Raw genomic sequence first — 20,330 nt, forward strand, 5'->3', positions numbered from 1 at the left:
AGTTGAACGTAACTGAGAGCACTTCAACGGCAAGTAATGTAAATTCTCAGAGTGCCCTTTCAGAACAAAGTATTTTAGGAAAAGACGACTTTCTTAAGATATTTGTTACCCAGCTAAAAAATCAAGATCCTTTACAGCCATTGCAAGATCGTGAATTCATTGCACAAATGGCACAATTTAGCACATTAGAACAAATCGCGAATCTGAATAAAACAACAGAGAAAGTTCTTGAGATACAGACTACAATGGCTCAAGAATTTGCTAATCTTAAGGATCCGTCGCTTAATAACTATCAATTGATTGCGAGTTATTCTAATTTGATTGGAAAGAAAGGGTTTTGGTTAGACCAAAATGGAAACGAGACCTTTGGCTCAATACAAAGTATTCTTTTTAAGGAAAACCAGCATTATGTCAATATTGATGGACAAGAATTATTGATCTCTGACTTAGTCAAAATAGAATAGGAGGGGTGAAATGAGTCAATCTTTTAACATTGGACAATCCTATTTTCCTAAATATCCCCTTCAAACAACAAAAACGGTATCAAAAAAGCATAATATCACAAATTTTAATACCATTCTGAGTGATAAACTAGATCAAGCTAACCAAGGTGTAAAATTTAGTGCGCATGCGCAACAAAGACTGACAAGCAGAGGGATACAATTAGATATAAAATCTATCGATCAACTAAATGAAGCGGTTCAAAAAGCAGCGCAAAAGGGAGCAAAAGATTCATTAATTCTTTTACAAGACCTAGCCTTTATAGTAAATATCCCTAATCGTGTTGTAGTGACAACGATTGATCAGACTTCAATGAAGGAGCATATTTTTACGAATATTGATAGTGCAATTATTTTATAAGGGCTGGACCCATAGTGGGAGGCCTTCACGCCGTTGAAAGATAGATACGGTGAACTAAAGGAGGAAAAAGAATGTTACGAGCATTATACTCAGGTATTTCAGGAATGAGAGGATTTCAGACGAAACTAGATGTAATTGGAAATAATATCGCGAACGTTAACACACCAGGTTTTAAGGCTGGAAGAGTATTATTCCAAGATATTTTAAGTCAGAAAATGTCTGGTATTACTGCACCTGAATTAGGTGTAAGGGGTGGTGTAAATCCTAAACAAGTTGGTTTGGGAGCAAGTATTTCAGCAATTGATACCATTCATACACAGGGTAGTTTTATGACAACAAACGTACCAACTGATTTAGCAATTGATGGAGACGGTTTTTTTGCGGTTAAACAAAATGGAGATGACGAAAATATTTATTTAACTCGGGCTGGAAATTTTACAAAGGATGCTGCTGGTAATCTTGTTACATCTCAAGGATATTTGGTTTTGGGTGAAGGTGGGGATCCAATTAGCTTAGAAGGTGTTCAGGCATTTGAGATTGGTTCTAATGGTGGTATCTATGTGACAAATGCTGATGGTACGATCGAACCGGATCCAATTGCTACAATAGGTTTAGTTAAGGTACAAAATCCAGCTGGTTTGGAAAAGGTTGGGAATACGATGTATAAAATGACATTAAATGCTAACCCTGATGGAGAAATAGAGGTGATTACTCCACAAGATCCAGATCAGGGAACGGGAAGTATTGTTTCTGGACAACTTGAAATGTCTAATGTCGACTTGACCTCTGAATTCACTGAAATGATAGTTGCTCAGAGGGGTTTTCAGGCAAACTCAAGAATTATTACAACTTCTGATGAAATCTTACAGGAATTAGTTAATTTAAAGCGTTAGTAGATTAGAAGATTTATAGAGTCATCGTTTTATCAATTGTAACTGGGGAGTAAATCTCCCCAGCTTACTACCATACATAGGAATCCTCTTAGGTAAAAATTTGCGAAGGGGTTAAAATATATGATCATTGTTAACCGTCTAGATGGTTCTGAATTTGTGATCAATGCTTTATTAATCGAGTCAGTAGAAAGAACACCCGATACGATCATAACCTTAACCACTGGTAAAAAGTTGATCGTTTCCCAATCCGTCGAAGAAATTATTCAACGATTCGAGGATTTTATCAGAAGAACTCATATGATAACGTATAAGTAAGAATAAAGTGGATCGTTGGGAGGGTTAAAATGTTTAAAAATAAATTATTTAATATGGCATTAATTATAATCATCTCCATAACACTATTAAGTCTAGTTGCTTTCTTTCTTTATCAATATACGTTTAGAGATGTAAAGACCTCAGCTAGTGGTATTGTTGAAGTCCCAACTATAGATGATATTGTTCCATTAACTGTAAATGTACCGAAGATCAACACCAATTTAGGGGATTCTACCATTATCGTTCTTGAAATGACGTTACAAACAGATAATGAAAAAGCAAAGGTTGAAGCTGAAAAAAGAATGTTTCAAATCAAAGATCGAATCAATTTATTGCTAAAAAACTTAACTTCAGATTCTTTTGCAACTGAAGAGAAGATAAATCAATTTAAGTCTGATCTCATGGTAAGATTGAATAAAATTTTACAAGATGGAAAAGTGATTAGTATTGATATTACCCAAATTTTTCTTCAATCATAATTCTTCCATATTAAAGTCAGGGGGTGATAAAGAATGAGTGAAATTCTATCCCAAAGTGAAATAGATGCGTTATTAGCCGCTCTTTCATCTGGAGAAATGAATGCAGAAGAACTAAAAAAGGAAGAGGAAATAAAGAAGGTTAAAGTCTATGATTTTAAACGAGCTTTACGGTTTTCTAAAGATCAAATTCGAAGTTTGACTAGACTACATGAAAATTTTGCCCGTTTATTGACAACCTATTTTTCAGCTCAACTAAGAACATTTGTTCAAATTACGGTTGTATCTGTAGACCAATTGCCATATGATGAATTCATTCGTTCCATCCCTAAAATGACCATATTAAATATTTTTGAGGCTCAACCTTTAGAAGGAAGAATGGTCTTAGAAGTCAATCCAAACATTACCTATGCAATGCTTGATCGACTTTTGGGAGGCTCTGGTAATGCTCCAAATAAAATTGCGAATTTGACAGAAATTGAATCAATGATCATGGAAAAAATGTTTATTCGTGTACTAGATAACTTTAAAGAAGCTTGGAAAAATATTATAGATCTAAAACCCAAACTAGAAGTGATGGAGATGAACCCCCAATTTATGCAGATTGTTTCACCAAATGAAACTGTGGCGGTGATCTCCTTAAGTACAAAAATAGGTGATACAACGGGGATGATCAACCTATGTCTCCCCCATGTGGTTTTAGAACCTGTTATGCATAAATTATCTGCTCATCATTGGTTTGCAGGACAAAAAAAAGTTGAATCAGCAGATTATGACAATCTTAAGAAAAGAATTCAATATGCAAGTCTTCCGATCAAAATTGAGTTAGGTACTTCAATGATTCGAGTTTCTGACTTAATTCAGCTAAAGGTTGGAGACGTTATACAATTGGATAAACAGGTTTCTGAACCGCTAAAGGCATTTGTTGGAGAAACACCAAAATATTATGTGCAACCAGGTTTAACAAAGGGAAAACTGGCTGTTCAAATCATCAATTTGGTAGAGGAAGGAGTGAACATGGATGAGTAGAGATATGTTGTCCCAAGATGAAATTGATGCCTTATTACGCCAAAGTCAAATTGATCAGGGAAATGAAGTTTTAGATATAAATCAATATTTTTCACCAATTGAACAGGATGCATTAGGGGAGATAGGTAATATTTCCTTTGGGAGTGCTTCAACAGCTTTATCTACATTATTAGGTCAAAAAGTAGAGATTACTACACCAAACGTTTCTGTCGTCCATAAAGATAATTTAACAAATGAGTTTCCATCTCCACATGTTGCAATTCATGTTGAATATACTGAGGGATTTCAGGGACTCAACCTTTTAGTCATAAAATCGATCGATGCAAAAATTATTGCGGATCTTATGTTAGGAGGTTCTGGTAAGGAACTTTTAAATGAGGAATTGACCGAAATGGACATTAGTGCTGTTCAAGAGGCAATGAATCAAATGATGGGATCAGCTGCAACTTCAATGTCCACTGTTTTTAATATGACTGTGGATATTTCTCCTCCAGGAGTTGATATTTTAGATTTAGAGCAAGGACAAGGGGAAAATAGTATTCCAAAAGAAGATGTCCTTGTGAAAGTTTCTTTTCGTTTAAAAATAGGAGAGCTTATTGATTCAAATATCATGCAATTAACAACGGTAAATTTTGCAAAAAATATGATAGGTATGCTAATGGGAACATATCCACCAGAAAAAGTTGAAAATAAACCAAATACTAGGAAGGAAAGCAATGATCATTCTGTTAAAACACCAGAACCAATGGTTACAGAAGTACCACCAATAAATTTTTCACAGCAAACTCATGGTTCTGTAGCACCTAAAACATATAATCATTTGGGATCTTCTGCGAATTACCATCAACAAGCAGCTAATGTAAATGTTCAACCTGCTCAATTTTCAGATTTTCAATTTCAACAGTTGTCCTCACATCAAGAGCCTAATTTAAACCTTTTGATGGATATTCCCCTACAAATTACTGTTGAGTTAGGGCGAACTAAAAAGTTGATAAAAGATATTTTGGAGCTTGCGCAAGGTTCTATTATAGAATTGGATAAATTAGCAGGTGAACCAGTAGATATTTTTGCTAACAATAAACTCATTGCAAAAGGAGAGGTAGTGGTTATCGATGAAAATTTTGGTGTCAGGGTCACTGATATAATTAGCCAATATGATCGAATTCAAAAATTACAATAGGAACCATTTAAGAAATAGAGAGGAGAAAGTATAAATGGGAAAAAGAATTTTAATTGTAGATGATGCAGCATTTATGAGAATGATGATTAAGGAAATCTTAACTAAAAATGGATATGAAATCGTTGGTGAGGCAAGTGATGGTTTACAAGCTGTAGAGAAATACAAAGAGACTTCACCTGATTTAGTTACAATGGATATTACTATGCCTGAAATGGATGGAATAACCGCCTTAAAAGAAATTAAGAAATCTGACCCGAATGCAAAAATAATTATGTGCTCAGCGATGGGACAACAAGCAATGGTAATTGATGCAATACAGGCAGGGGCAAAGGATTTTATTGTTAAACCATTTCAGGCTGACCGCGTTATAGAGGCAATAACAAAGGCATTAAGTTAGGAAGTTGAATATGATCTCTTTTACTTTAGTCCTACAATTTATATTTTCTCTTGGTGTCATCTTAGGTCTAATGTACATTGTCTTCCGATTATTAGCTAAAAAAAACGGAATGGCAAGGAAAAGTGCTTTTAAACACTTGGGGGGAGTCCCACTTGGGCAGAATAAATCACTACAGATTGTGGAAATAGGTAATAAAGTTTATCTTTTAGGGGTTGGTCAAGAGGTTCAATTGATTCATATACTTGAAACAGAAGAAGAATTGAATTCTATTAAACAATCTATACAGGTTGAATCTGAGCAAACACATCGTCTAATAAAATCAATTGATCAGATTCCTATACTTAAATATGTGAGAAATCAAATTTCTAAACAAAGACAAGGAATAGATAATATGAACCAATTTGAACATGTATTGAGTGAAAAACTGAATCAATTAAAAGAGCGCAGAAGAGAGACCTTTAATCAGTGGCTTGAAAAACATGATGAAAAAGTAGAGAAAAGGGATCAACATGAATAAACAACAAATTCGTATTCTAATAGGTGTATTATTGCTGATCTTACTTCCTATTGAGGCACATGCTGCTAGTGACGTGGTTATTCCCGGTTTGGATTTTAACATAAATACTTCAGATCATCCTGAAAACGTGGCCACGACGTTACAGATTCTTATTCTATTAACGGTTCTATCTCTAGCACCAGCCATTTTAATTTTAATGACTAGTTTTACTAGAATTGTTATTGTTTTGTCATTTGTAAGAAATGCTTTAGCAACTCAGCAGATGCCACCAAACCAAGTCATCATTGGTTTAGCCTTATTTATTACCCTGTATATCATGGGTCCAACATTAAACGAGGTAAACCAGAATGCATTACAACCTTATCTAGATGGGAAAATTAGCCAAGAGGTTGCTTTCAATGAGGCGGCTAAACCATTTAAACACTTTATGATCAAAGAAACAAGGGAAAAGGATCTATTGCTGTTTTTAAATTATTCTAAGATGCAAAAACCAAAAAATATAGATGAAATGCCGTTAAGAGTTCTTGTACCTGCCTTTGCAATCAGTGAGTTGAAGACTGCGTTTCAAATGGGCTTTATGATTTTTATACCTTTTCTAATTATAGATATGGTTGTTGCTAGTACATTGATGGCAATGGGAATGATGATGCTACCTCCTGTTATGATTTCACTTCCATTTAAGATTCTTTTGTTTATTTTGGTCGATGGTTGGTACTTAGTGGTTAAATCGTTACTAGAAAGCTTCCATTAGGAGTGTTGTTTAAAGATGTCGCAAAATTTTATTATTCATCTATTTGAACGATCTGTGTATACGATTTTGATTGTTAGTGCACCAATGTTAGGTTTAGGATTATTAGTTGGTTTGATTGTAAGTATCTTTCAAGCAACGACCCAAATCCAGGAACAAACTCTAGCATTTATCCCTAAGATTATTGCTGTTTTGCTAGCAATTGTTATTTTTGGACCATGGATGTTATCACATTTAGTAGAATTTACTGAGTCGATTTTTAATCAAATCGGGAAAAATCTTAATTAACTTGGTGAACAGAATATGTTTAATCTTTCGATAGTCTATCTCTTTTTTTAGTTTTTGTTAGGATGACGGCCTTTTTTGTAACAGCACCTATCTATTCTTCAAGAGGGGTACCCAATCAGTTTAAAATTGGGCTCGGTTTTTTTATATCATTAGTGATTCTACCGACGATAGGCGATGAAATCCCAAATTTATCTATCGGTAGTATGTTTCTTGTTTTAATATTACAGGAAACGCTTTTCGGCTTGTTATTAGGATGGATTGCTCAATTGTTGATTACGAGCATTCAAATCGCAGGTTCTTTCATTGATATGCAAATAGGATTTGCCATTGCAAATGTGATTGATCCGCAGACAGGTTTTTCTTCTCCTTTGATGGGTAATTTTAAATATATGTTTGCTATGTTATTATTTTTAACACTTAATGGGCACCATCTTTTAATTGATAGCATAGTGTCCAGTTACCAGCTTTTACCTATATCTGTGTCTTGGTTAACTCGATTAAATGATGAATCCTTGTTGTTCTTTGTTGTAAATACCTTTACACAAATGTTTGTCATTGCATTAAAAATTGCTGCTCCTATTGTGGGTACTTTATTTTTAAGTGATGTCGCATTAGGGATCGTAGCAAGAACTGTACCCCAATTGAATGTCTTTGTGGTGGGGTTACCTTTAAAAATTATCATACATTTTCTGATTCTATTTATTCTTGTACCCGGTTTTATCTATTTGTTCCAAGACCTTTTTCAAGAAATGTTTACCTCAATGAGACAATTGATGGATTTAATGGGGTCATAATATGCCTAAATTACGAATGAATTTACAATACTTTGCGGGAGAAAAAACAGAAAAGGCTACACCTAGGAGAAAGCAAGAATCAAGACAAAAAGGGCAAGTGGCGAAATCAGCCGAACTACCTTCTGCTATTATTTTTTAATGATCTTTTTATTGTTTTATTTATTTGGTTCTGCCATCACCCAACAATTTCTTCTTTTTTTTAAAAAGATGTTAAACCAATATCTCACTTGGGAAATAACTTCAGATAATGTTCGATTGTTATTTTTAGAAGCAATGACCGATATGTTATGGGTTGTTTTACCTGTTTTTGGCTTAGCTATTATTGCTGGAATCGCAGGTAATTTAATTCAGGTAGGTTTTTTATATACAGCAGAGCCATTAAAGTTAAAGCCTGAACGCCTTAACCCTTTAGAAGGAGCAAAGCGAATCTTTTCTAAGCGCGCTTTAGTGGAATTGGTAAAATCCATATTAAAAGTGTTTTTGGTTGGTTATATCGCTTTTTCCGTATTGATGGATAAAAAAGCAGATTTACTTATTCTTTACCAATATGATTTAAAAGATGTAATGATTTTCGTAGGCAAATTATTGCTTGAACTTGGTTTGAAAACTTCGGCTATTTTAATCATTTTGTCACTGTTAGATTATATCTATCAAAAGTATGATTATGAAAAAAATCTGAGGATGTCAAAACAGGAAATAAAGGAAGAATATAAGAAAACTGAGGGAGATCCATTAATAAAAGGAAAAATCAAGGAAAGACAAAGGCAAATGGCAATGAGTAAAATGATGCAAGCTGTACCCGAGGCCGATGTGATTATTACAAACCCTACACATTTTGCTGTAGCTCTTCAATATAAACCTAATGAAATGGACGCCCCAAAAGTGATTGCTAAAGGAATGGACTTCATTGCATTGAAAATAAAAGAAGTAGCGAAGGAAAATGATATCGTTACCGTTGAAAATAAATGGTTGGCTAGGGCTCTCTATTTTCAAGTAGAAATAGATGATACGGTTCCATCTGAATTGTTTCATGCAGTGGCAGAGATTCTAGCCTATGTCTATCGAATAAAAGGGAAAATAAAATCTTGAGAATAAATTGGAGGTGAAATAAAGTGAAGCAATGGAAACAATTGATTGTTCCTATTGGAGTTGTTCTAATTGTCTTGATGATGGTTCTCCCTTTACCTACTTGGCTTTTAAGTTTTTTATTGATTATCAATTTATCCCTTGCATTAACAATTGTTCTCGTTGCTATGTTTACAAGGGAACCATTACAATTTTCGATTTTCCCATCTTTATTATTGATTACTACTTTATTTCGCCTATCTTTAAATGTATCAACAACAAGGTCGATTTTAAAAAATGGTGATGCTGGCCAAGTTATTGAAGCATTTGGTCAATTTGTTGTTGGGGCAGACCCTGTGATCGGTTTTATCGTATTTATCATCTTAGTGATTATTCAATTTGTGGTTATTACCAAGGGTTCAGAACGTGTTGCAGAGGTTGCTGCTCGTTTCACATTAGACGCGATGCCTGGAAAGCAAATGAGTATTGATGCGGATTTAAATGCTGGTTTAATTACAGAACAGCAAGCAAGGGAAAGAAGAAGAAATATTGAAAGAGAAGCAGATTTTTATGGAGCGATGGATGGTGCCAGCAAATTTGTTAAAGGTGATGCCATAGTTGGAATCATCATCCTAATCATCAATGTGATTGGTGGATTAATTATTGGGATGGTTTATTTTAATCTAAGTATTAGGGAATCTGCAGAAAGGTTTACCTTATTATCTGTCGGTGATGGGTTAGTTAGCCAAATCCCAGCATTACTTATTTCAACAGCAACAGGTATTATTGTAACTCGAGCTGCTTCGGATGGGAATTTAAGTGAAGATATCACTAGTCAGATCTTTGCTTATCCTAAATTACTATATGTAGTTGCAGCTACTATAGCAATTCTTGGCCTTACACCTATTGGACCCATTACCTTTCCGATTGCTGGAGTTTTAGCTTTTGGTGGTTACAAAATGCAAAAGGCACAGATTCAGGAATTGTCTATGACAGAACAATTAGAAGAAGAAAAAGAAATTGAGCAGGTTCGAAGCCCTGAAAATATCGTTCAATTATTACAAATCGATCCTATTGAATTTGAATTTGGTTATGGTCTTATTCCATTAGCCGATGCCAATCAAGGGGGAGATTTGCTTGATCGAGTAATTATGATTAGAAGACAAATTGCTCTTGAATTAGGATTGATGGTGCCTGTTGTAAGAATTAGAGATAATATCCAGTTAAAGCCAAACCAATATGTGATTAAAATAAAAGGAAATAAAGTAGCAGAAGGGGATATTTTATTAGATCATTATCTTGCCATGAATGCTGGAATCGAGGATGATTCAATCACAGGAATTCAAACTGTAGAACCAGCTTTTGGTTTACCGGCGTTATGGATAAATGATGAAATGAGAGAACAAGCGGAAATGGCAGGCTATACTGTCGTAGACGCTCCTTCTGTCGTTGCAACACACTTAACCGAAGTGATAAAGAAGCATTCAGCAGAATTATTAGGAAGGCAGGAAGTTAAAACGTTGATAGACCATGTAAAGGAATCACAGCCTGCATTAGTAGATGAATTGGTACCTAATTTGCTAACAGTTGGGGAAATACAGAAAGTATTAGCCAATTTGTTAAAAGAAAAGATTTCAATTCGTAACTTGGTTACGATTTTTGAGACCTTAGCAGATTATGCAACTTATTCTAAAGATCCCGGGATTCTAACTGAATATGTAAGGCAATCACTTTCTAGACAAATCACGTTACAATATACTGAACCAAACCAACCACTTAAAGTGATTACAATCGGCCCGGGCTTGGAGAAAAAAATTGCAGAAAGTGTGCAACATACTGATCAGGGTAGTTATTTAGCAATTGATCCGAATACTTCCCAGCTTCTTTATAAAAAACTAAATGAACAAGTAAGTCAATTAGTGCAAATAGGACAGCAACCAATTATTCTAACCTCTCCAATGACACGAATGTATGTCAGACAATTTGTTGAACGAATGATGCCTGAACTACCTATTCTTTCTTATAATGAATTGGAACCCTATGTTGAAGTTCAAAGTGTAGGAGTGGTGAATATATAATGAAGGTAAAACGATATGTGGTTGATTCATTACCTCAAGCGATGGAACAAATCAAAATGGAATTAGGAAAAGATGCAATCATTTTGCATACAAAGAAGATAAGAATTGGTGGATTTTTGGGTTTGTTTGGAAAAGAAAAAACGGAGGTGATTGCAGCAGTAGATCAAAAAACACCAATGTTAGCTGAAACAACAAGAATAGATAAACCTCTTAAACCTTCCAATACCAATGTTTTATTACAGGAAGTAAAAGATTTAAAGTCTTTTATGGTTAAAATGATGGTCAACGAGAATGAAACTATCCATTTTAAAACTGTTTATCAGAATGAAATGAAGGAAATATACAAACGTCTTATTGAACAAGGGGTAAAAGAAGAGGTTGCAGTTGAACTTTTAGAAGATACAATCAAAAGGATAGATCAGCAAGAAAACAAAGGAAAGATTATCGAAGAAGTTAAACAGAACCTTATCAATCGGATGAATGCGAAACATCGTGAAATACAAGATAAAACAAAAATTCTTCATTTTGTAGGTCCGACAGGCGTAGGGAAAACAACGACAATCGCTAAATTAGCTGCAGAACAAGTCTTAAAATATAAAAAACGTATTGCCTTCATTACAGCCGATACATACCGAATTGCAGCGGTTGATCAACTAAAAACTTATGCAGAAATTCTCAATAGTCCTTTAGAAGTCGTTTTTTCTCCACAAGAAACTCAAAGGGCAATAGATAAGCTAAAAGATTATGACTTAATTTTTATGGATACAGCAGGGCGTAACTACCACAATGAAATGTATATTTCTGAATTGAATCGAATTTTAGCCAAAACTGACGCAAGCGAAACATTCTTAGTCCTAAGTCTTACTCACAAATATGAAGATATGGTATCTATTTTGGGACAGTTTAATAAAGTAAAGATCGATAAGCTATTATTTACCAAATATGACGAAACATTGACATATGGTGCAATTTTAAACATTATCTCTTCCTTTCCATATAAAATTTCTTATATAACAAATGGTCAAAATGTACCTGATGACATTGAAGTATTTAATGTAGAGAAACTGGCTAAGGCTATATTGGGGGTTTAATTATGATTTATGATCAAGCAGCAGATTTGAGGAAAAAATTACAATCAACTCCTAATAAAATGGAACGTCTAACAAGGGTGATTACAATCACAAGCGGTAAGGGAGGAGTTGGAAAGTCAAATTTCACCCTAAATTTTGCCTTAGCGTTGTTGGAAAAGCAACATAAAACAGTTATCTTGGATGCAGATATTGGCTTAGCAAATATCGATATTCTTATGGGAATTGCACCAAAATATACTTTGCAGGATATGCTATACCAACATTTGCAAATCTGGGACATCCTAGAAAAAGGACCTAACGAATTAGAATTTATTGCTGGTGGGTCTGATTTAGAAGGACTTTTTGATATGAAAAAAAATATTTTCCTTATCTATTTGAACAGTTTCTCTTGCTTAATGGTTATGTAGATACCTTACTAATTGATACAGGAGCAGGGATTACCCCAGAATCTTTAAAATTTATGTTCTCTTCAGATGAGATATTCTTAGTTACATCACCGGAACCAACTTCAATAACTGATGCTTATGCGATGATTAAAATGATTTTTTCTAAAAAGAAAGAAATAAAGATTTCTTTAGTAATAAATCGCGTTACCAACGAACAAGAGGGACATAATACGGCAAATCGAATCAAAGCAGTAGCAAAACGATTTTTGGACTGCGATATTGGCTTACTTGGGTTTATATATGATGATGAAATTGTTCCAAAAGCCGTAAAAAAACAAGAACCATTTTATTTATCTTATCCAAATAGTAGAGCTTCCAGAAGTATTAATAATTTGGTACAAAATTATTTAAGTAATCATGAATATGTTCACTCAAAAGGTGTTCGTAGCTTTTTAGAAAGAATGACATACTGGTTTCATAGATAGAGGTGATAGTATGAAACCTATTCGAGTTTTAGTTGTAGATGATTCATTTTTTATGAGGAAGCTCATTTCTGATTTTTTAGTAGAAAGTGGGATCATAGAAGTTGTAGATACAGCTAAAAATGGAATTGAAGCTGTAGAAAAACATCTTAGACTGAATCCAGATGTGATCACGATGGATGTCGAGATGCCTCAAATGAATGGGTTAGAAGCACTAGAGCAAATCATGAAAAAGAAGCCTGTCCCAATTATTATGCTTAGTAGTTTAACCAAACAGGGTACAGATATTACAGTTCAAGCATTACAAAAAGGGGCATTCGATTTTGTTGCAAAACCTTCTGGGGCTATTTCGTTTGATATAAAAAAGGTTAAAGATGAATTGATAAATAAAATAATAATTGCTCATCGTCAAAAGGAAAAATGGCATAAACACTTGAATTATAATGATAGAAAAGAAACAAAGGGAGAAACAAAAACGGTAAATTGTCTCGAGATTGAAACTGGTCATATAGAGGGAATCATTGCTATTGGAACTTCAACTGGTGGACCAAAGGCTTTACAAGAGGTAATCACAAAGATCCCAAAAAACTTCCCCTATGGAATTTTAATTGTACAACATATGCCAGCGGGTTTTACAAAATCTCTAGCCACACGTTTAAATTCACTATCTGAGATTGAAGTGCTTGAAGCAGAAGATCAGCAATTAATTAAGGCTGGGACAGCATATATTGCACCCGGAAATTATCATATGACTGTTCGGCAACTTCAAAAACAGTTTAAAATTGAACTTAATCAGAATGATCCAGTATCAGGACATCGTCCTTCCGTAGATGTTTTATTTCAATCCTTGGCCACAATACGTACAAAGAAAATCTTTGTTATTATGACGGGAATGGGAAACGATGGAACAAAAGGATTAACGATCGCAAAACAAGGGGAGCAAGTGATTACCATTGGCGAGGATGAGACAACCTGTGTGGTTTATGGAATGCCAAAGTCAGCAATCCAAAAAGGTTTAATTGATATGGTTATTCCGTTGCATCATATTACAAATAAAATTTTAGAATCTGTTCAAAAACAGAGGAGGTGGCAGTCATGGATTTAAATCAATATGTAGAGATATTTTTAGAGGAATCTAAAGAACATTTACAATCATTAAATGAGAAATTATTATTACTAGAAAAAGATCGACAAAATCTCGATTTGGTTAATGAAATTTTTAGATCTGCCCATACGTTGAAAGGAATGGCTGCAACGATGGGTTATGAAAGTATGGCTACATTAACTCATGAGATGGAAAACGTATTAGATCAAGTTAGAAACCATAAAAAACAGGTTGACCCGCGTTTAATGGATACGATTTTTCATTGTGTTGATTTGTTAGAACAAATGATTCTTTCAATTAGTGATGGTGGAGATGGTAACTTAGATAGTTCTACCGTAATCAATGAACTACAAGGGATCGTCTCAGGTAATTCAACATTGCCTAATGTAGCTACAGACGTGGAAATCAAGAGTGAGGATAGGAATCAGATAACATTTGATGAATATGAAAAAACAGTTTTACACCAATCCTTAGAATCAGGTTTTCTAGTTTATCATTTAAAAATTTTCCTTGATCAAGGAAGTATGCTTAAGTCTGCTAGAGCATATATGGTTTTTCGAGCATTAGAACAATTTGGTGAGATTTTAAAAGCTATTCCTTCAGTAGAAGAAATTGAAAATGAGGATTTTGATCATGAATTTTCAGTCATTCTAATATCAAAAAACCAGCAAGAAGATATTAAAAAAGAAATCTTACATATCTCTGAAATTGTTGACGTTCAAATTACAACAATTTCTAGTACTCTATTAAATGAACATGATAAAAAAGTAGAGACTAATTCGCAAGCTCAGCAAAATAATCAAAATATACAGCAACATCATAAAGGTCCAACAGGTAAAATGATCCGTGTCGATATTGAACGCTTAGATGAATTGATGAACTTGTTTAGTGAATTGGTCATCGATAGAGGTCGGTTGGAGCAACTATCTGCAGAAATAAGGAATTCTGAATTAACAGATACGGTTGAACACATGAGTCGAATTAGTAGTAATTTACAAAATATTATTTTGAATCTACGAATGGTCCCAATTGAACAGGTATTTAATCGTTTTCCAAGAATGATTAGAGATTTAGCTAAAGAACTTAATAAAAAAGTAAATTTAACGATTATTGGAGCTGAAACTGAACTAGATCGAACCGTCATTGACGAAATAGGAGACCCACTTGTCCATTTGTTAAGAAATGCGATAGACCACGGACTAGAATCGGTTGAAAAAAGAATTAAGAATCATAAACCTGAAACAGGAGAAATTTCTCTTAAAGCATATCATAGTGGGAATTATGTATTTATCGAGATAAGTGATGATGGTAGTGGAATTGATAAAGAAAAAGTTCTTAAAAAGGCAATAGAACGCAAGCTAATCAGTCAAGAAGAGGCAAGAAATTTGACAAACAATCAAATTTATAACCTTTTATTTGCTTCAGGATTAAGTACTGCTGAAAAGATTTCAGACATTTCTGGGCGTGGTGTTGGTCTTGATGTTGTAAAATCAAAGATTGAAGCCTTAGGTGGTTTTGTTTCTATTGAATCAGAATTAGGTAAAGGAACAACGTTTACTATTCAGTTACCTTTAACACTTTCTATTATTTCGGCTATGTTAGTTAGAATACAAAATGAAAAATATGCAATACCTTTAAGTTCAATTATTGAAACAGCCATCTATAGACCGGAAGAAATCATGTATGCCCATAAACAACAAGTGATTGATTTTCGAGGGCATATTGTGCCACTTGTTTCGCTAAAGAAAGTATTTGAAGTACCTGATGGGGATATTGAAGAAGAGGATATTTCTGTCGTAATTGTGCGTAAAGGAGAAAAAATGGCTGGCTTAATCGTTGATTCCTTTATTGGTCAACAAGAAATCGTACTTAAATCTTTAGGTTCCTATTTACCACATGTATTTGCTATTTCTGGTGCAACAATTCTTGGAGATGGTCAGGTTGCTTTAATTATCGATACAAATTCGTTAATAAAATAGGAGGGATTCATATGAGCAATACAGTAGAACAAAACAGTAGTGAAATTAAAGTTATTGTCTTTCGTTTAGGAAGTGAGGAGTATGGAGTAGATGTTCAACAAGTAAAATCTATTGAACGGATGGAACATATCACCCGTGTTCCAAACACTCCTCCTTTTGTAAAAGGGGTTATTAACCTTCGAGGAGTTGTTATTCCGATCATTGACCTAAGAAGACGATTTAGTATTGAACAAAAAGATTATAATGAATCTACCCGTATCATAATTGTAAATGTAGAAGAGATGGAAGTGGGATTAATAGTAGATGCAGCAAATGATGTAATTGACATCCCTGTTCAAGCGATTGAACCACCTCCAAAAGTGGTTGGTGCTGTCGAGGCTATTTATCTTCGTGGTGTTGCTAAATTATCTAATCGCCTACTTATTTTGCTTAATTTAGATAAAGTGCTAAATGTGGATGAAATGAAAGAATTGGAAAAATTCGGTGCATAGTGATGAATAAATTAAATCAATTAAAAGATTTACAACTTGACCTGTTAAAAGAAGTAGGAAATATAGGAGCAGGACACGCTGCGACTGCCCTTTCCACTATGATTGAGAAAACGATTGAAATGAATGTCCCTAAGGTGAAAATTCTCCCCTTTTCCGAGATCGAAGAGTTTTTAGGGGGAGAAGATCAAGTCATGGTTGGAATTTTTTTAAGAGTAGAAGGCGATGTTCCTGGCAATATGTTTTTTATGATGACGAAAGAATCTGCAAAGCAATTATTAAAATATATGTTAAACAGTGATGATGTAAAGCACGAAGGATTTACAGATTTGGAATATTCAGCTTTAAACGAATTAGGGAATATATTAACAGGTTCCTACCTTTCATCACTAGCAGATTTTACAAACCTTAAAATGAATCCTACTGTTCCATCTATTGCAATTGATATGGTAGGTGCGATTCTAAGTTTTGGTTTAATTCAAATTAGTCAATACAGTGATGTAGCGATTGTAATTGATACCACATTTCTTGATGGCAATAATTTAGTAGAAGGCCACTTCTTTTTGATTCCTGACCCAGAATCATTTCAGCCTCTATTTTCAGCTTTAGGAGTACCATGGGAATGAGTGTGATCAAAGTAGGCATGGCAGACTTGAACATCGCAATCACCCCAGATCGACTTAGAACAACTGGATTGGGTTCTTGTGTGGGAATTGCGATTGTTGACAAGGTTAACCATATAGGTGGTTTAGCCCATATAATGCTTCCATCTTCTGAAATGGTTAAAATAGGTCAACTTAATAAAGCTAAGTATGCAGATACTGCGGTGCCATTATTAGTTGAAAAAATGGTTCAATTGGGTGCAAAGAAAAGTTTAATGGTTGCTAAATTAGCAGGTGGCGCACAAATGTTTCAGTTTCAATCTCAAAATGATATGATGAGAATTGGCCCAAGAAATGTGGAGGCCTCAAAAGTATCTCTAAAAGAATTAGGTATTCCTATCATTGCAGAAGATACGGGTGGGAATTTTGGTAGAACAATAGAATTGGATATTTTAACAGGCATACTTTATATTAAAACAGCTAATCAAGGTGTAAACGAGATATGAAAGTTGTTAAAGAATTGTTGTTTGGAGTTGTTCTTGGTTGTTTTGCTTTCTTGTTGGTTTTTATTCTAAATTGGAAAGTGAACTTGTTTTATACTTCTTTGATTCGAGGACTTTTTGCTTTTATCGTGTTTACAGCTGTGGGTATCATTATTGGATTTTTATTGATACCACAACAAAAACAGCATATTGATGTAAAAGCCTCAATAAACGATGAAGATTTATTTCAACCTCTTCATTTTCCAAAAATAGAAAGTGAAGATGAAATAGAGAAATATGTAAATGGGATTCGAAACTTGTCTCAAGATGAATAGAAAGTTGGTGTCATCATATGAAAAGCCTAGAACAACAAAAAATAAATCAACTTTGGCAATCATGGCGAGATAATGATGATCCAAAAGCCTATGAAGAATTGGTAGAGCATTATATGAGGTTAGTAGAGCAAATTGTAAATAAAATGAAAAAATCATTATCAAATCAAGTTACTTTTGATGAATTAAAAAGTCATGGTGTGATTGGTTTACTTGATGCTTTAACAAAATTTGACCCTCATAGAGGCTTACAATTTGAAACTTATGCTAGTCTTCGTATTCGTGGAGCAATATTGGATGGAATACGTGAAAACGATTGGATCCCACGTTCTATTCGTGAAAAGGCAAAAAAAATTGAACGAGCTTACCAAGAATTGGAACAAAAATTTTTAAGATCTGTTTCTGATCTAGAAGTAACACAATATCTAGGAATGGAACTAGATGAGTTTTATCAAAGCATTAAAGAAACCGCTTTTCTAAGTTATATATCTTTAGATGAACCGATTGATGAGGAAGGGGAAAATACCCGTTTATCTATGCTTTCAGATTCAAGGCAGGTTATCGAGGAAAAAATTAATCAGCAAAATCTCAAGGATATTTTGTCAAAAGCAATAGATCGTTTGCCAGAAAAAGAAAAATTAGTGGTTTCATTATATTATTATGAGGAATTAAATTTAACGGAGATATCAGAGATTTTAGAATTATCAACCTCAAGAATATCACAGTTACATACAAAGGCAATCTATCGACTAAGAGGATCTTTAAGTAGGCAAAAGAAAAACATTTTCTAATCTTAATTATTTTTTTGGGGGGCTATATGATGGACAATCAACTTGAAATGGAGAAATTGTCAACGATCATTGAAGTCACTATTTTGAATTCAGGTATGTTGGCAACTTTAACTTTTGTTTACGATGATAGAATCAATAGCCCTATTCCCAGTGAGTTAATGAAAGAATATTTAGAAAAACATAAGGTTATCTATGGTTTGGATGAGCAACAACTTTCATTAATATGTGCTCATCCATTAACATATATAGGAAAAACTGTTAACATCGCTCATGGTTTGGCTCCGCTTGATGGAAAAGATGCTCGTATAGAATGGGGTGAATTTTATATTCAAGAAAATACTGGACCAAAGGAGTTAAGTGATGGGAGAGTAGATTATTATTCAGTTAAGAGAATTCTTAATGTTAAAAAAGGTGAATTGATCGCTCAAAAGATTCCTTTTACTGAAGGAGAGGCAGGAAGAACAGTATCAGGAGATCTTATTCCTGCAAAAAAAGGAAAAGATGTCTATTTAAAACCGGGGAAAAATGTGGTAATGAATCAAACAAAGGATAAATTTTATGCTGCAATTGATGGTCAAGTCGTTGTAACAGATCAGGACAAAATTAATGTTTTCCCTATCTATGAGGTGAATGGAGACGTAGATTTTAGTGTTGGGAATATTGATTTTGTCGGTACTGTCGTAATTCAAGGGAACGTACCGGATGGTTTTAAAATTTGGGCAACAGGAGATATTCGAATTTATGGAAATGTAGAGGGATCAAAACTAATAGCTGGTGGAGATATTATTATTCAACAGGGAGTAATCGGTCATAATAAATCTTTGATTAAATCGAAAAAAGACGTAATAGCTTCTTTTATTCTTGAAGGGGACATTCATGCTTATGAGCATGTTTATGTTTCGCAAAGTATTATGCATAGTAATGTTAGTGCTGGAAAGCAAGTCACTTGTTCTGGAACAAAAGGTTTAATTGTCGGAGGTAAGATACAAGCAGGTGAGAAAATTTCAGCTATCACAATTGGCAATCAATTAGCGACTTCAACAATACTAGAAGTAGGGATGAATCCTGAATTAAGAAGTGAATTAAATCATCTTCAGACTGAAAAACGAGAAATCTTTCATTCTTTAGATAAAATAAAAAAAGCACTTCATTTACTAGAAAAAATGCAGAGAACTACTAATACATTACCACCAGAAAAGAAACAGCTACAGGTGGAGTTAATCAATCAACAGATATCTATGGAGAGAAAGATAAAAGAAATCATGGAGCGAGAAAAAGAAATAGAAAGCCAATTTAATCGTATTGAACGGGCAACCATAGAAGTATTTAAGGTGATTTATCCAGGAGTGAAGTTAGTGATTGGTAAAACAAACAAGTTTATTAACCAGGAATATAAGCATATAAAATTTGTGCAAGAAGAGGGAGAAATTATTGCTAAACTGTTATAAATCTTTGTAATATTGTAAGGGGTGAAATACTATGAGCCTAAGGTCACTTGAACTTCATTTGACTTTCCCTAAAATGCAGGAAATAAGCAAGTATCAACAAAACATGCAGCAAAAAGCAATCGTTGAGCAAAGCTTATTTCTTACAGAGACAAAACAGTTAGACAAAGAAAAACGTAAAAAAATTGACAAAACAAATAAATCTCAATTAAATGAAAATAATTCAACAAGAACACCAAGAAATAATGACCCTAACAAAGGAAGAATGATAGATATTAAACTATAACTTATCCAGTAAAGGTGATATAAATGAACATCATTTGGTTACAATTCATTCTGCTTTTTATTGGTATTGTTTTTTTAATTATTTCTTTTTTCAAGCCGAATCAGGATTCAATTATTGATGAAAAAATTGAAAAAGTATTTGATGAATTTACGATTCAATTGGATTTTGAAAATCAAGAGTTATTTAAGCAAATAAAAAAGTCACAACAAGAATATTATGC

At 33.9% G+C, this 20,330-nt stretch carries 25 protein-coding genes and 2 pseudogenes; all 27 read left to right on the forward strand.

Annotation, left to right across the window (positions count from 1 at the left end):
* Positions 1-2: 2 nt before the first annotated feature.
* The gene (locus U473_RS04635) at positions 3-464 is read left to right on the forward strand and encodes a flagellar hook capping FlgD N-terminal domain-containing protein (RefSeq protein WP_068723837.1); all 462 of its coding nucleotides are present in this window, start codon (positions 3-5) and stop codon (positions 462-464) included.
* Between the two features lie 10 nt (positions 465-474).
* Positions 475-861 (forward strand): TIGR02530 family flagellar biosynthesis protein, encoded by a 387-nt coding sequence (locus U473_RS04640; RefSeq protein WP_068723839.1) that lies wholly within the window; start codon positions 475-477, stop codon positions 859-861.
* A gap of 71 nt (positions 862-932) precedes the next feature.
* Positions 933-1,754 carry a flagellar basal body rod protein FlgG gene (gene flgG / locus U473_RS04645; RefSeq protein ID WP_068723841.1) on the forward strand — a complete coding sequence of 274 codons (822 nt, stop codon included), beginning with the start codon at positions 933-935 and terminating at the stop codon, positions 1,752-1,754.
* A gap of 120 nt (positions 1,755-1,874) precedes the next feature.
* Complete coding sequence (locus U473_RS04650; RefSeq protein WP_068723844.1) at positions 1,875-2,069, forward strand: flagellar FlbD family protein; 195 nt, start codon at positions 1,875-1,877, stop codon at positions 2,067-2,069.
* 29 nt (positions 2,070-2,098) lie between these two features.
* Positions 2,099-2,548, forward strand: coding sequence for a flagellar basal body-associated FliL family protein (locus U473_RS04655; RefSeq protein WP_068723846.1), 450 nt, complete (start codon positions 2,099-2,101; stop codon positions 2,546-2,548).
* Positions 2,549-2,581: 33 nt separating this feature from the next.
* On the forward strand, positions 2,582-3,574 hold the full coding sequence (fliM, locus tag U473_RS04660) for a flagellar motor switch protein FliM (RefSeq protein ID WP_068723848.1): 993 nt from the start codon (positions 2,582-2,584) through the stop codon (positions 3,572-3,574).
* Positions 3,567-4,754: a flagellar motor switch phosphatase FliY gene (gene fliY / locus U473_RS04665; protein WP_068723850.1), complete on the forward strand. Its 1,188-nt coding sequence runs from the start codon at positions 3,567-3,569 to the stop codon at positions 4,752-4,754. Before fliM ends, fliY begins: the two co-directional genes overlap by 8 nt.
* Positions 4,755-4,788: 34 nt before the next feature.
* A complete protein-coding gene (locus U473_RS04670; RefSeq protein WP_068723853.1) occupies positions 4,789-5,151 on the forward strand; it encodes a response regulator in 363 nt (120 codons plus the stop codon).
* Positions 5,152-5,161: 10 nt separating this feature from the next.
* Positions 5,162-5,668, forward strand: a complete 507-nt coding sequence (locus tag U473_RS04675; protein WP_068723855.1) for a flagellar biosynthetic protein FliO — start codon at positions 5,162-5,164, stop codon at positions 5,666-5,668.
* The gene (gene fliP / locus U473_RS04680) at positions 5,661-6,419 is read left to right on the forward strand and encodes a flagellar type III secretion system pore protein FliP (protein WP_068723858.1); all 759 of its coding nucleotides are present in this window, start codon (positions 5,661-5,663) and stop codon (positions 6,417-6,419) included. The genes U473_RS04675 and fliP overlap by 8 nt, the downstream gene beginning before the upstream one ends.
* A gap of 15 nt (positions 6,420-6,434) precedes the next feature.
* Entirely contained in the window at positions 6,435-6,704 is a 270-nt protein-coding gene (fliQ, locus tag U473_RS04685) for a flagellar biosynthesis protein FliQ (protein ID WP_068723860.1), read from the forward strand.
* A gap of 50 nt (positions 6,705-6,754) precedes the next feature.
* Positions 6,755-7,498: pseudogene (gene fliR, locus U473_RS04690) on the forward strand (flagellar biosynthetic protein FliR); the annotation flags it as partial.
* Position 7,499: 1 nt separating this feature from the next.
* Positions 7,500-8,587, forward strand: a pseudogene (gene flhB, locus U473_RS04695) (flagellar biosynthesis protein FlhB).
* 23 nt (positions 8,588-8,610) lie between these two features.
* On the forward strand, positions 8,611-10,641 hold the full coding sequence (gene flhA / locus U473_RS04700; RefSeq protein WP_068723865.1) for a flagellar biosynthesis protein FlhA: 2,031 nt from the start codon (positions 8,611-8,613) through the stop codon (positions 10,639-10,641).
* On the forward strand, positions 10,641-11,732 hold the full coding sequence (gene flhF / locus U473_RS04705) for a flagellar biosynthesis protein FlhF (protein WP_068723868.1): 1,092 nt from the start codon (positions 10,641-10,643) through the stop codon (positions 11,730-11,732). The genes flhA and flhF overlap by 1 nt, the downstream gene beginning before the upstream one ends.
* Positions 11,733-11,734: 2 nt before the next feature.
* Entirely contained in the window at positions 11,735-12,139 is a 405-nt protein-coding gene (locus U473_RS14515; RefSeq protein WP_153011997.1) for a P-loop NTPase, read from the forward strand.
* Positions 12,121-12,603, forward strand: a complete 483-nt coding sequence (locus U473_RS14520; RefSeq protein ID WP_153011998.1) for a P-loop NTPase family protein — start codon at positions 12,121-12,123, stop codon at positions 12,601-12,603. The genes U473_RS14515 and U473_RS14520 overlap by 19 nt, the downstream gene beginning before the upstream one ends.
* Positions 12,604-12,613: 10 nt before the next feature.
* Positions 12,614-13,705, forward strand: coding sequence for a protein-glutamate methylesterase/protein-glutamine glutaminase (locus tag U473_RS04715; protein ID WP_068723870.1), 1,092 nt, complete (start codon positions 12,614-12,616; stop codon positions 13,703-13,705).
* Positions 13,696-15,684 carry a chemotaxis protein CheA gene (locus tag U473_RS04720; RefSeq protein WP_068723873.1) on the forward strand — a complete coding sequence of 663 codons (1,989 nt, stop codon included), beginning with the start codon at positions 13,696-13,698 and terminating at the stop codon, positions 15,682-15,684. Before U473_RS04715 ends, U473_RS04720 begins: the two co-directional genes overlap by 10 nt.
* Before the next feature lie 11 nt (positions 15,685-15,695).
* Positions 15,696-16,175 (forward strand): chemotaxis protein CheW, encoded by a 480-nt coding sequence (locus tag U473_RS04725; RefSeq protein ID WP_068723875.1) that lies wholly within the window; start codon positions 15,696-15,698, stop codon positions 16,173-16,175.
* A 2-nt stretch (positions 16,176-16,177) separates the two neighbouring features.
* A complete protein-coding gene (locus U473_RS04730) occupies positions 16,178-16,798 on the forward strand; it encodes a chemotaxis protein CheC (protein ID WP_068723878.1) in 621 nt (206 codons plus the stop codon).
* Positions 16,795-17,280: a chemotaxis protein CheD gene (locus U473_RS04735; protein WP_068723880.1), complete on the forward strand. Its 486-nt coding sequence runs from the start codon at positions 16,795-16,797 to the stop codon at positions 17,278-17,280. The genes U473_RS04730 and U473_RS04735 overlap by 4 nt, the downstream gene beginning before the upstream one ends.
* Positions 17,277-17,591 carry a hypothetical protein gene (locus tag U473_RS04740; RefSeq protein WP_068723883.1) on the forward strand — a complete coding sequence of 105 codons (315 nt, stop codon included), beginning with the start codon at positions 17,277-17,279 and terminating at the stop codon, positions 17,589-17,591. The genes U473_RS04735 and U473_RS04740 overlap by 4 nt, the downstream gene beginning before the upstream one ends.
* 17 nt (positions 17,592-17,608) lie before the next feature.
* Positions 17,609-18,379, forward strand: coding sequence for a FliA/WhiG family RNA polymerase sigma factor (locus U473_RS04745; protein WP_068723885.1), 771 nt, complete (start codon positions 17,609-17,611; stop codon positions 18,377-18,379).
* A 29-nt stretch (positions 18,380-18,408) separates the two neighbouring features.
* Positions 18,409-19,827: a DUF342 domain-containing protein gene (locus tag U473_RS04750; RefSeq protein ID WP_161937283.1), complete on the forward strand. Its 1,419-nt coding sequence runs from the start codon at positions 18,409-18,411 to the stop codon at positions 19,825-19,827.
* 31 nt (positions 19,828-19,858) lie between these two features.
* On the forward strand, positions 19,859-20,110 hold the full coding sequence (locus tag U473_RS04755; protein WP_068723887.1) for a hypothetical protein: 252 nt from the start codon (positions 19,859-19,861) through the stop codon (positions 20,108-20,110).
* Positions 20,111-20,133: 23 nt separating this feature from the next.
* Positions 20,134-20,330 (forward strand): hypothetical protein (locus U473_RS14730; protein WP_161937284.1); only part of this gene is annotated, 197 nt, incomplete at its 3' end.

This window comes from Tepidibacillus decaturensis (genome assembly GCF_001561915.1).
GTDB classification, from domain to species: domain Bacteria; phylum Bacillota; class Bacilli; order Tepidibacillales; family Tepidibacillaceae; genus Tepidibacillus_B; species Tepidibacillus_B infernus.

Excerpts from the sequence above, each read along its gene's own strand:
- U473_RS04640 (WP_068723839.1), top strand. The coding sequence starts at position 475 with ATGAGTCAATCTTTTAACATTGGACAATCCTATTTTCCTAAATATCCC.
- flgG (WP_068723841.1), top strand. The coding sequence starts at position 933 with ATGTTACGAGCATTATACTCAGGTATTTCAGGAATGAGAGGATTTCAG.
- U473_RS04650 (WP_068723844.1), top strand. The coding sequence starts at position 1,875 with ATGATCATTGTTAACCGTCTAGATGGTTCTGAATTTGTGATCAATGCT.
- U473_RS04655 (WP_068723846.1), top strand. The coding sequence starts at position 2,099 with ATGTTTAAAAATAAATTATTTAATATGGCATTAATTATAATCATCTCC.
- fliM (WP_068723848.1), top strand. The coding sequence starts at position 2,582 with ATGAGTGAAATTCTATCCCAAAGTGAAATAGATGCGTTATTAGCCGCT.
- fliY (WP_068723850.1), top strand. The coding sequence starts at position 3,567 with ATGAGTAGAGATATGTTGTCCCAAGATGAAATTGATGCCTTATTACGC.
- U473_RS04670 (WP_068723853.1), top strand. The coding sequence starts at position 4,789 with ATGGGAAAAAGAATTTTAATTGTAGATGATGCAGCATTTATGAGAATG.
- U473_RS04675 (WP_068723855.1), top strand. The coding sequence starts at position 5,162 with ATGATCTCTTTTACTTTAGTCCTACAATTTATATTTTCTCTTGGTGTC.
- fliP (WP_068723858.1), top strand. The coding sequence starts at position 5,661 with ATGAATAAACAACAAATTCGTATTCTAATAGGTGTATTATTGCTGATC.
- fliQ (WP_068723860.1), top strand. The coding sequence starts at position 6,435 with ATGTCGCAAAATTTTATTATTCATCTATTTGAACGATCTGTGTATACG.
- flhF (WP_068723868.1), top strand. The coding sequence starts at position 10,641 with ATGAAGGTAAAACGATATGTGGTTGATTCATTACCTCAAGCGATGGAA.
- U473_RS14515 (WP_153011997.1), top strand. The coding sequence starts at position 11,735 with ATGATTTATGATCAAGCAGCAGATTTGAGGAAAAAATTACAATCAACT.
- U473_RS04715 (WP_068723870.1), top strand. The coding sequence starts at position 12,614 with ATGAAACCTATTCGAGTTTTAGTTGTAGATGATTCATTTTTTATGAGG.
- U473_RS04720 (WP_068723873.1), top strand. The coding sequence starts at position 13,696 with ATGGATTTAAATCAATATGTAGAGATATTTTTAGAGGAATCTAAAGAA.
- U473_RS04725 (WP_068723875.1), top strand. The coding sequence starts at position 15,696 with ATGAGCAATACAGTAGAACAAAACAGTAGTGAAATTAAAGTTATTGTC.
- U473_RS04730 (WP_068723878.1), top strand. The coding sequence starts at position 16,178 with ATGAATAAATTAAATCAATTAAAAGATTTACAACTTGACCTGTTAAAA.
- U473_RS04735 (WP_068723880.1), top strand. The coding sequence starts at position 16,795 with ATGAGTGTGATCAAAGTAGGCATGGCAGACTTGAACATCGCAATCACC.
- U473_RS04740 (WP_068723883.1), top strand. The coding sequence starts at position 17,277 with ATGAAAGTTGTTAAAGAATTGTTGTTTGGAGTTGTTCTTGGTTGTTTT.
- U473_RS04745 (WP_068723885.1), top strand. The coding sequence starts at position 17,609 with ATGAAAAGCCTAGAACAACAAAAAATAAATCAACTTTGGCAATCATGG.
- U473_RS04750 (WP_161937283.1), top strand. The coding sequence starts at position 18,409 with ATGGACAATCAACTTGAAATGGAGAAATTGTCAACGATCATTGAAGTC.
- U473_RS04755 (WP_068723887.1), top strand. The coding sequence starts at position 19,859 with ATGAGCCTAAGGTCACTTGAACTTCATTTGACTTTCCCTAAAATGCAG.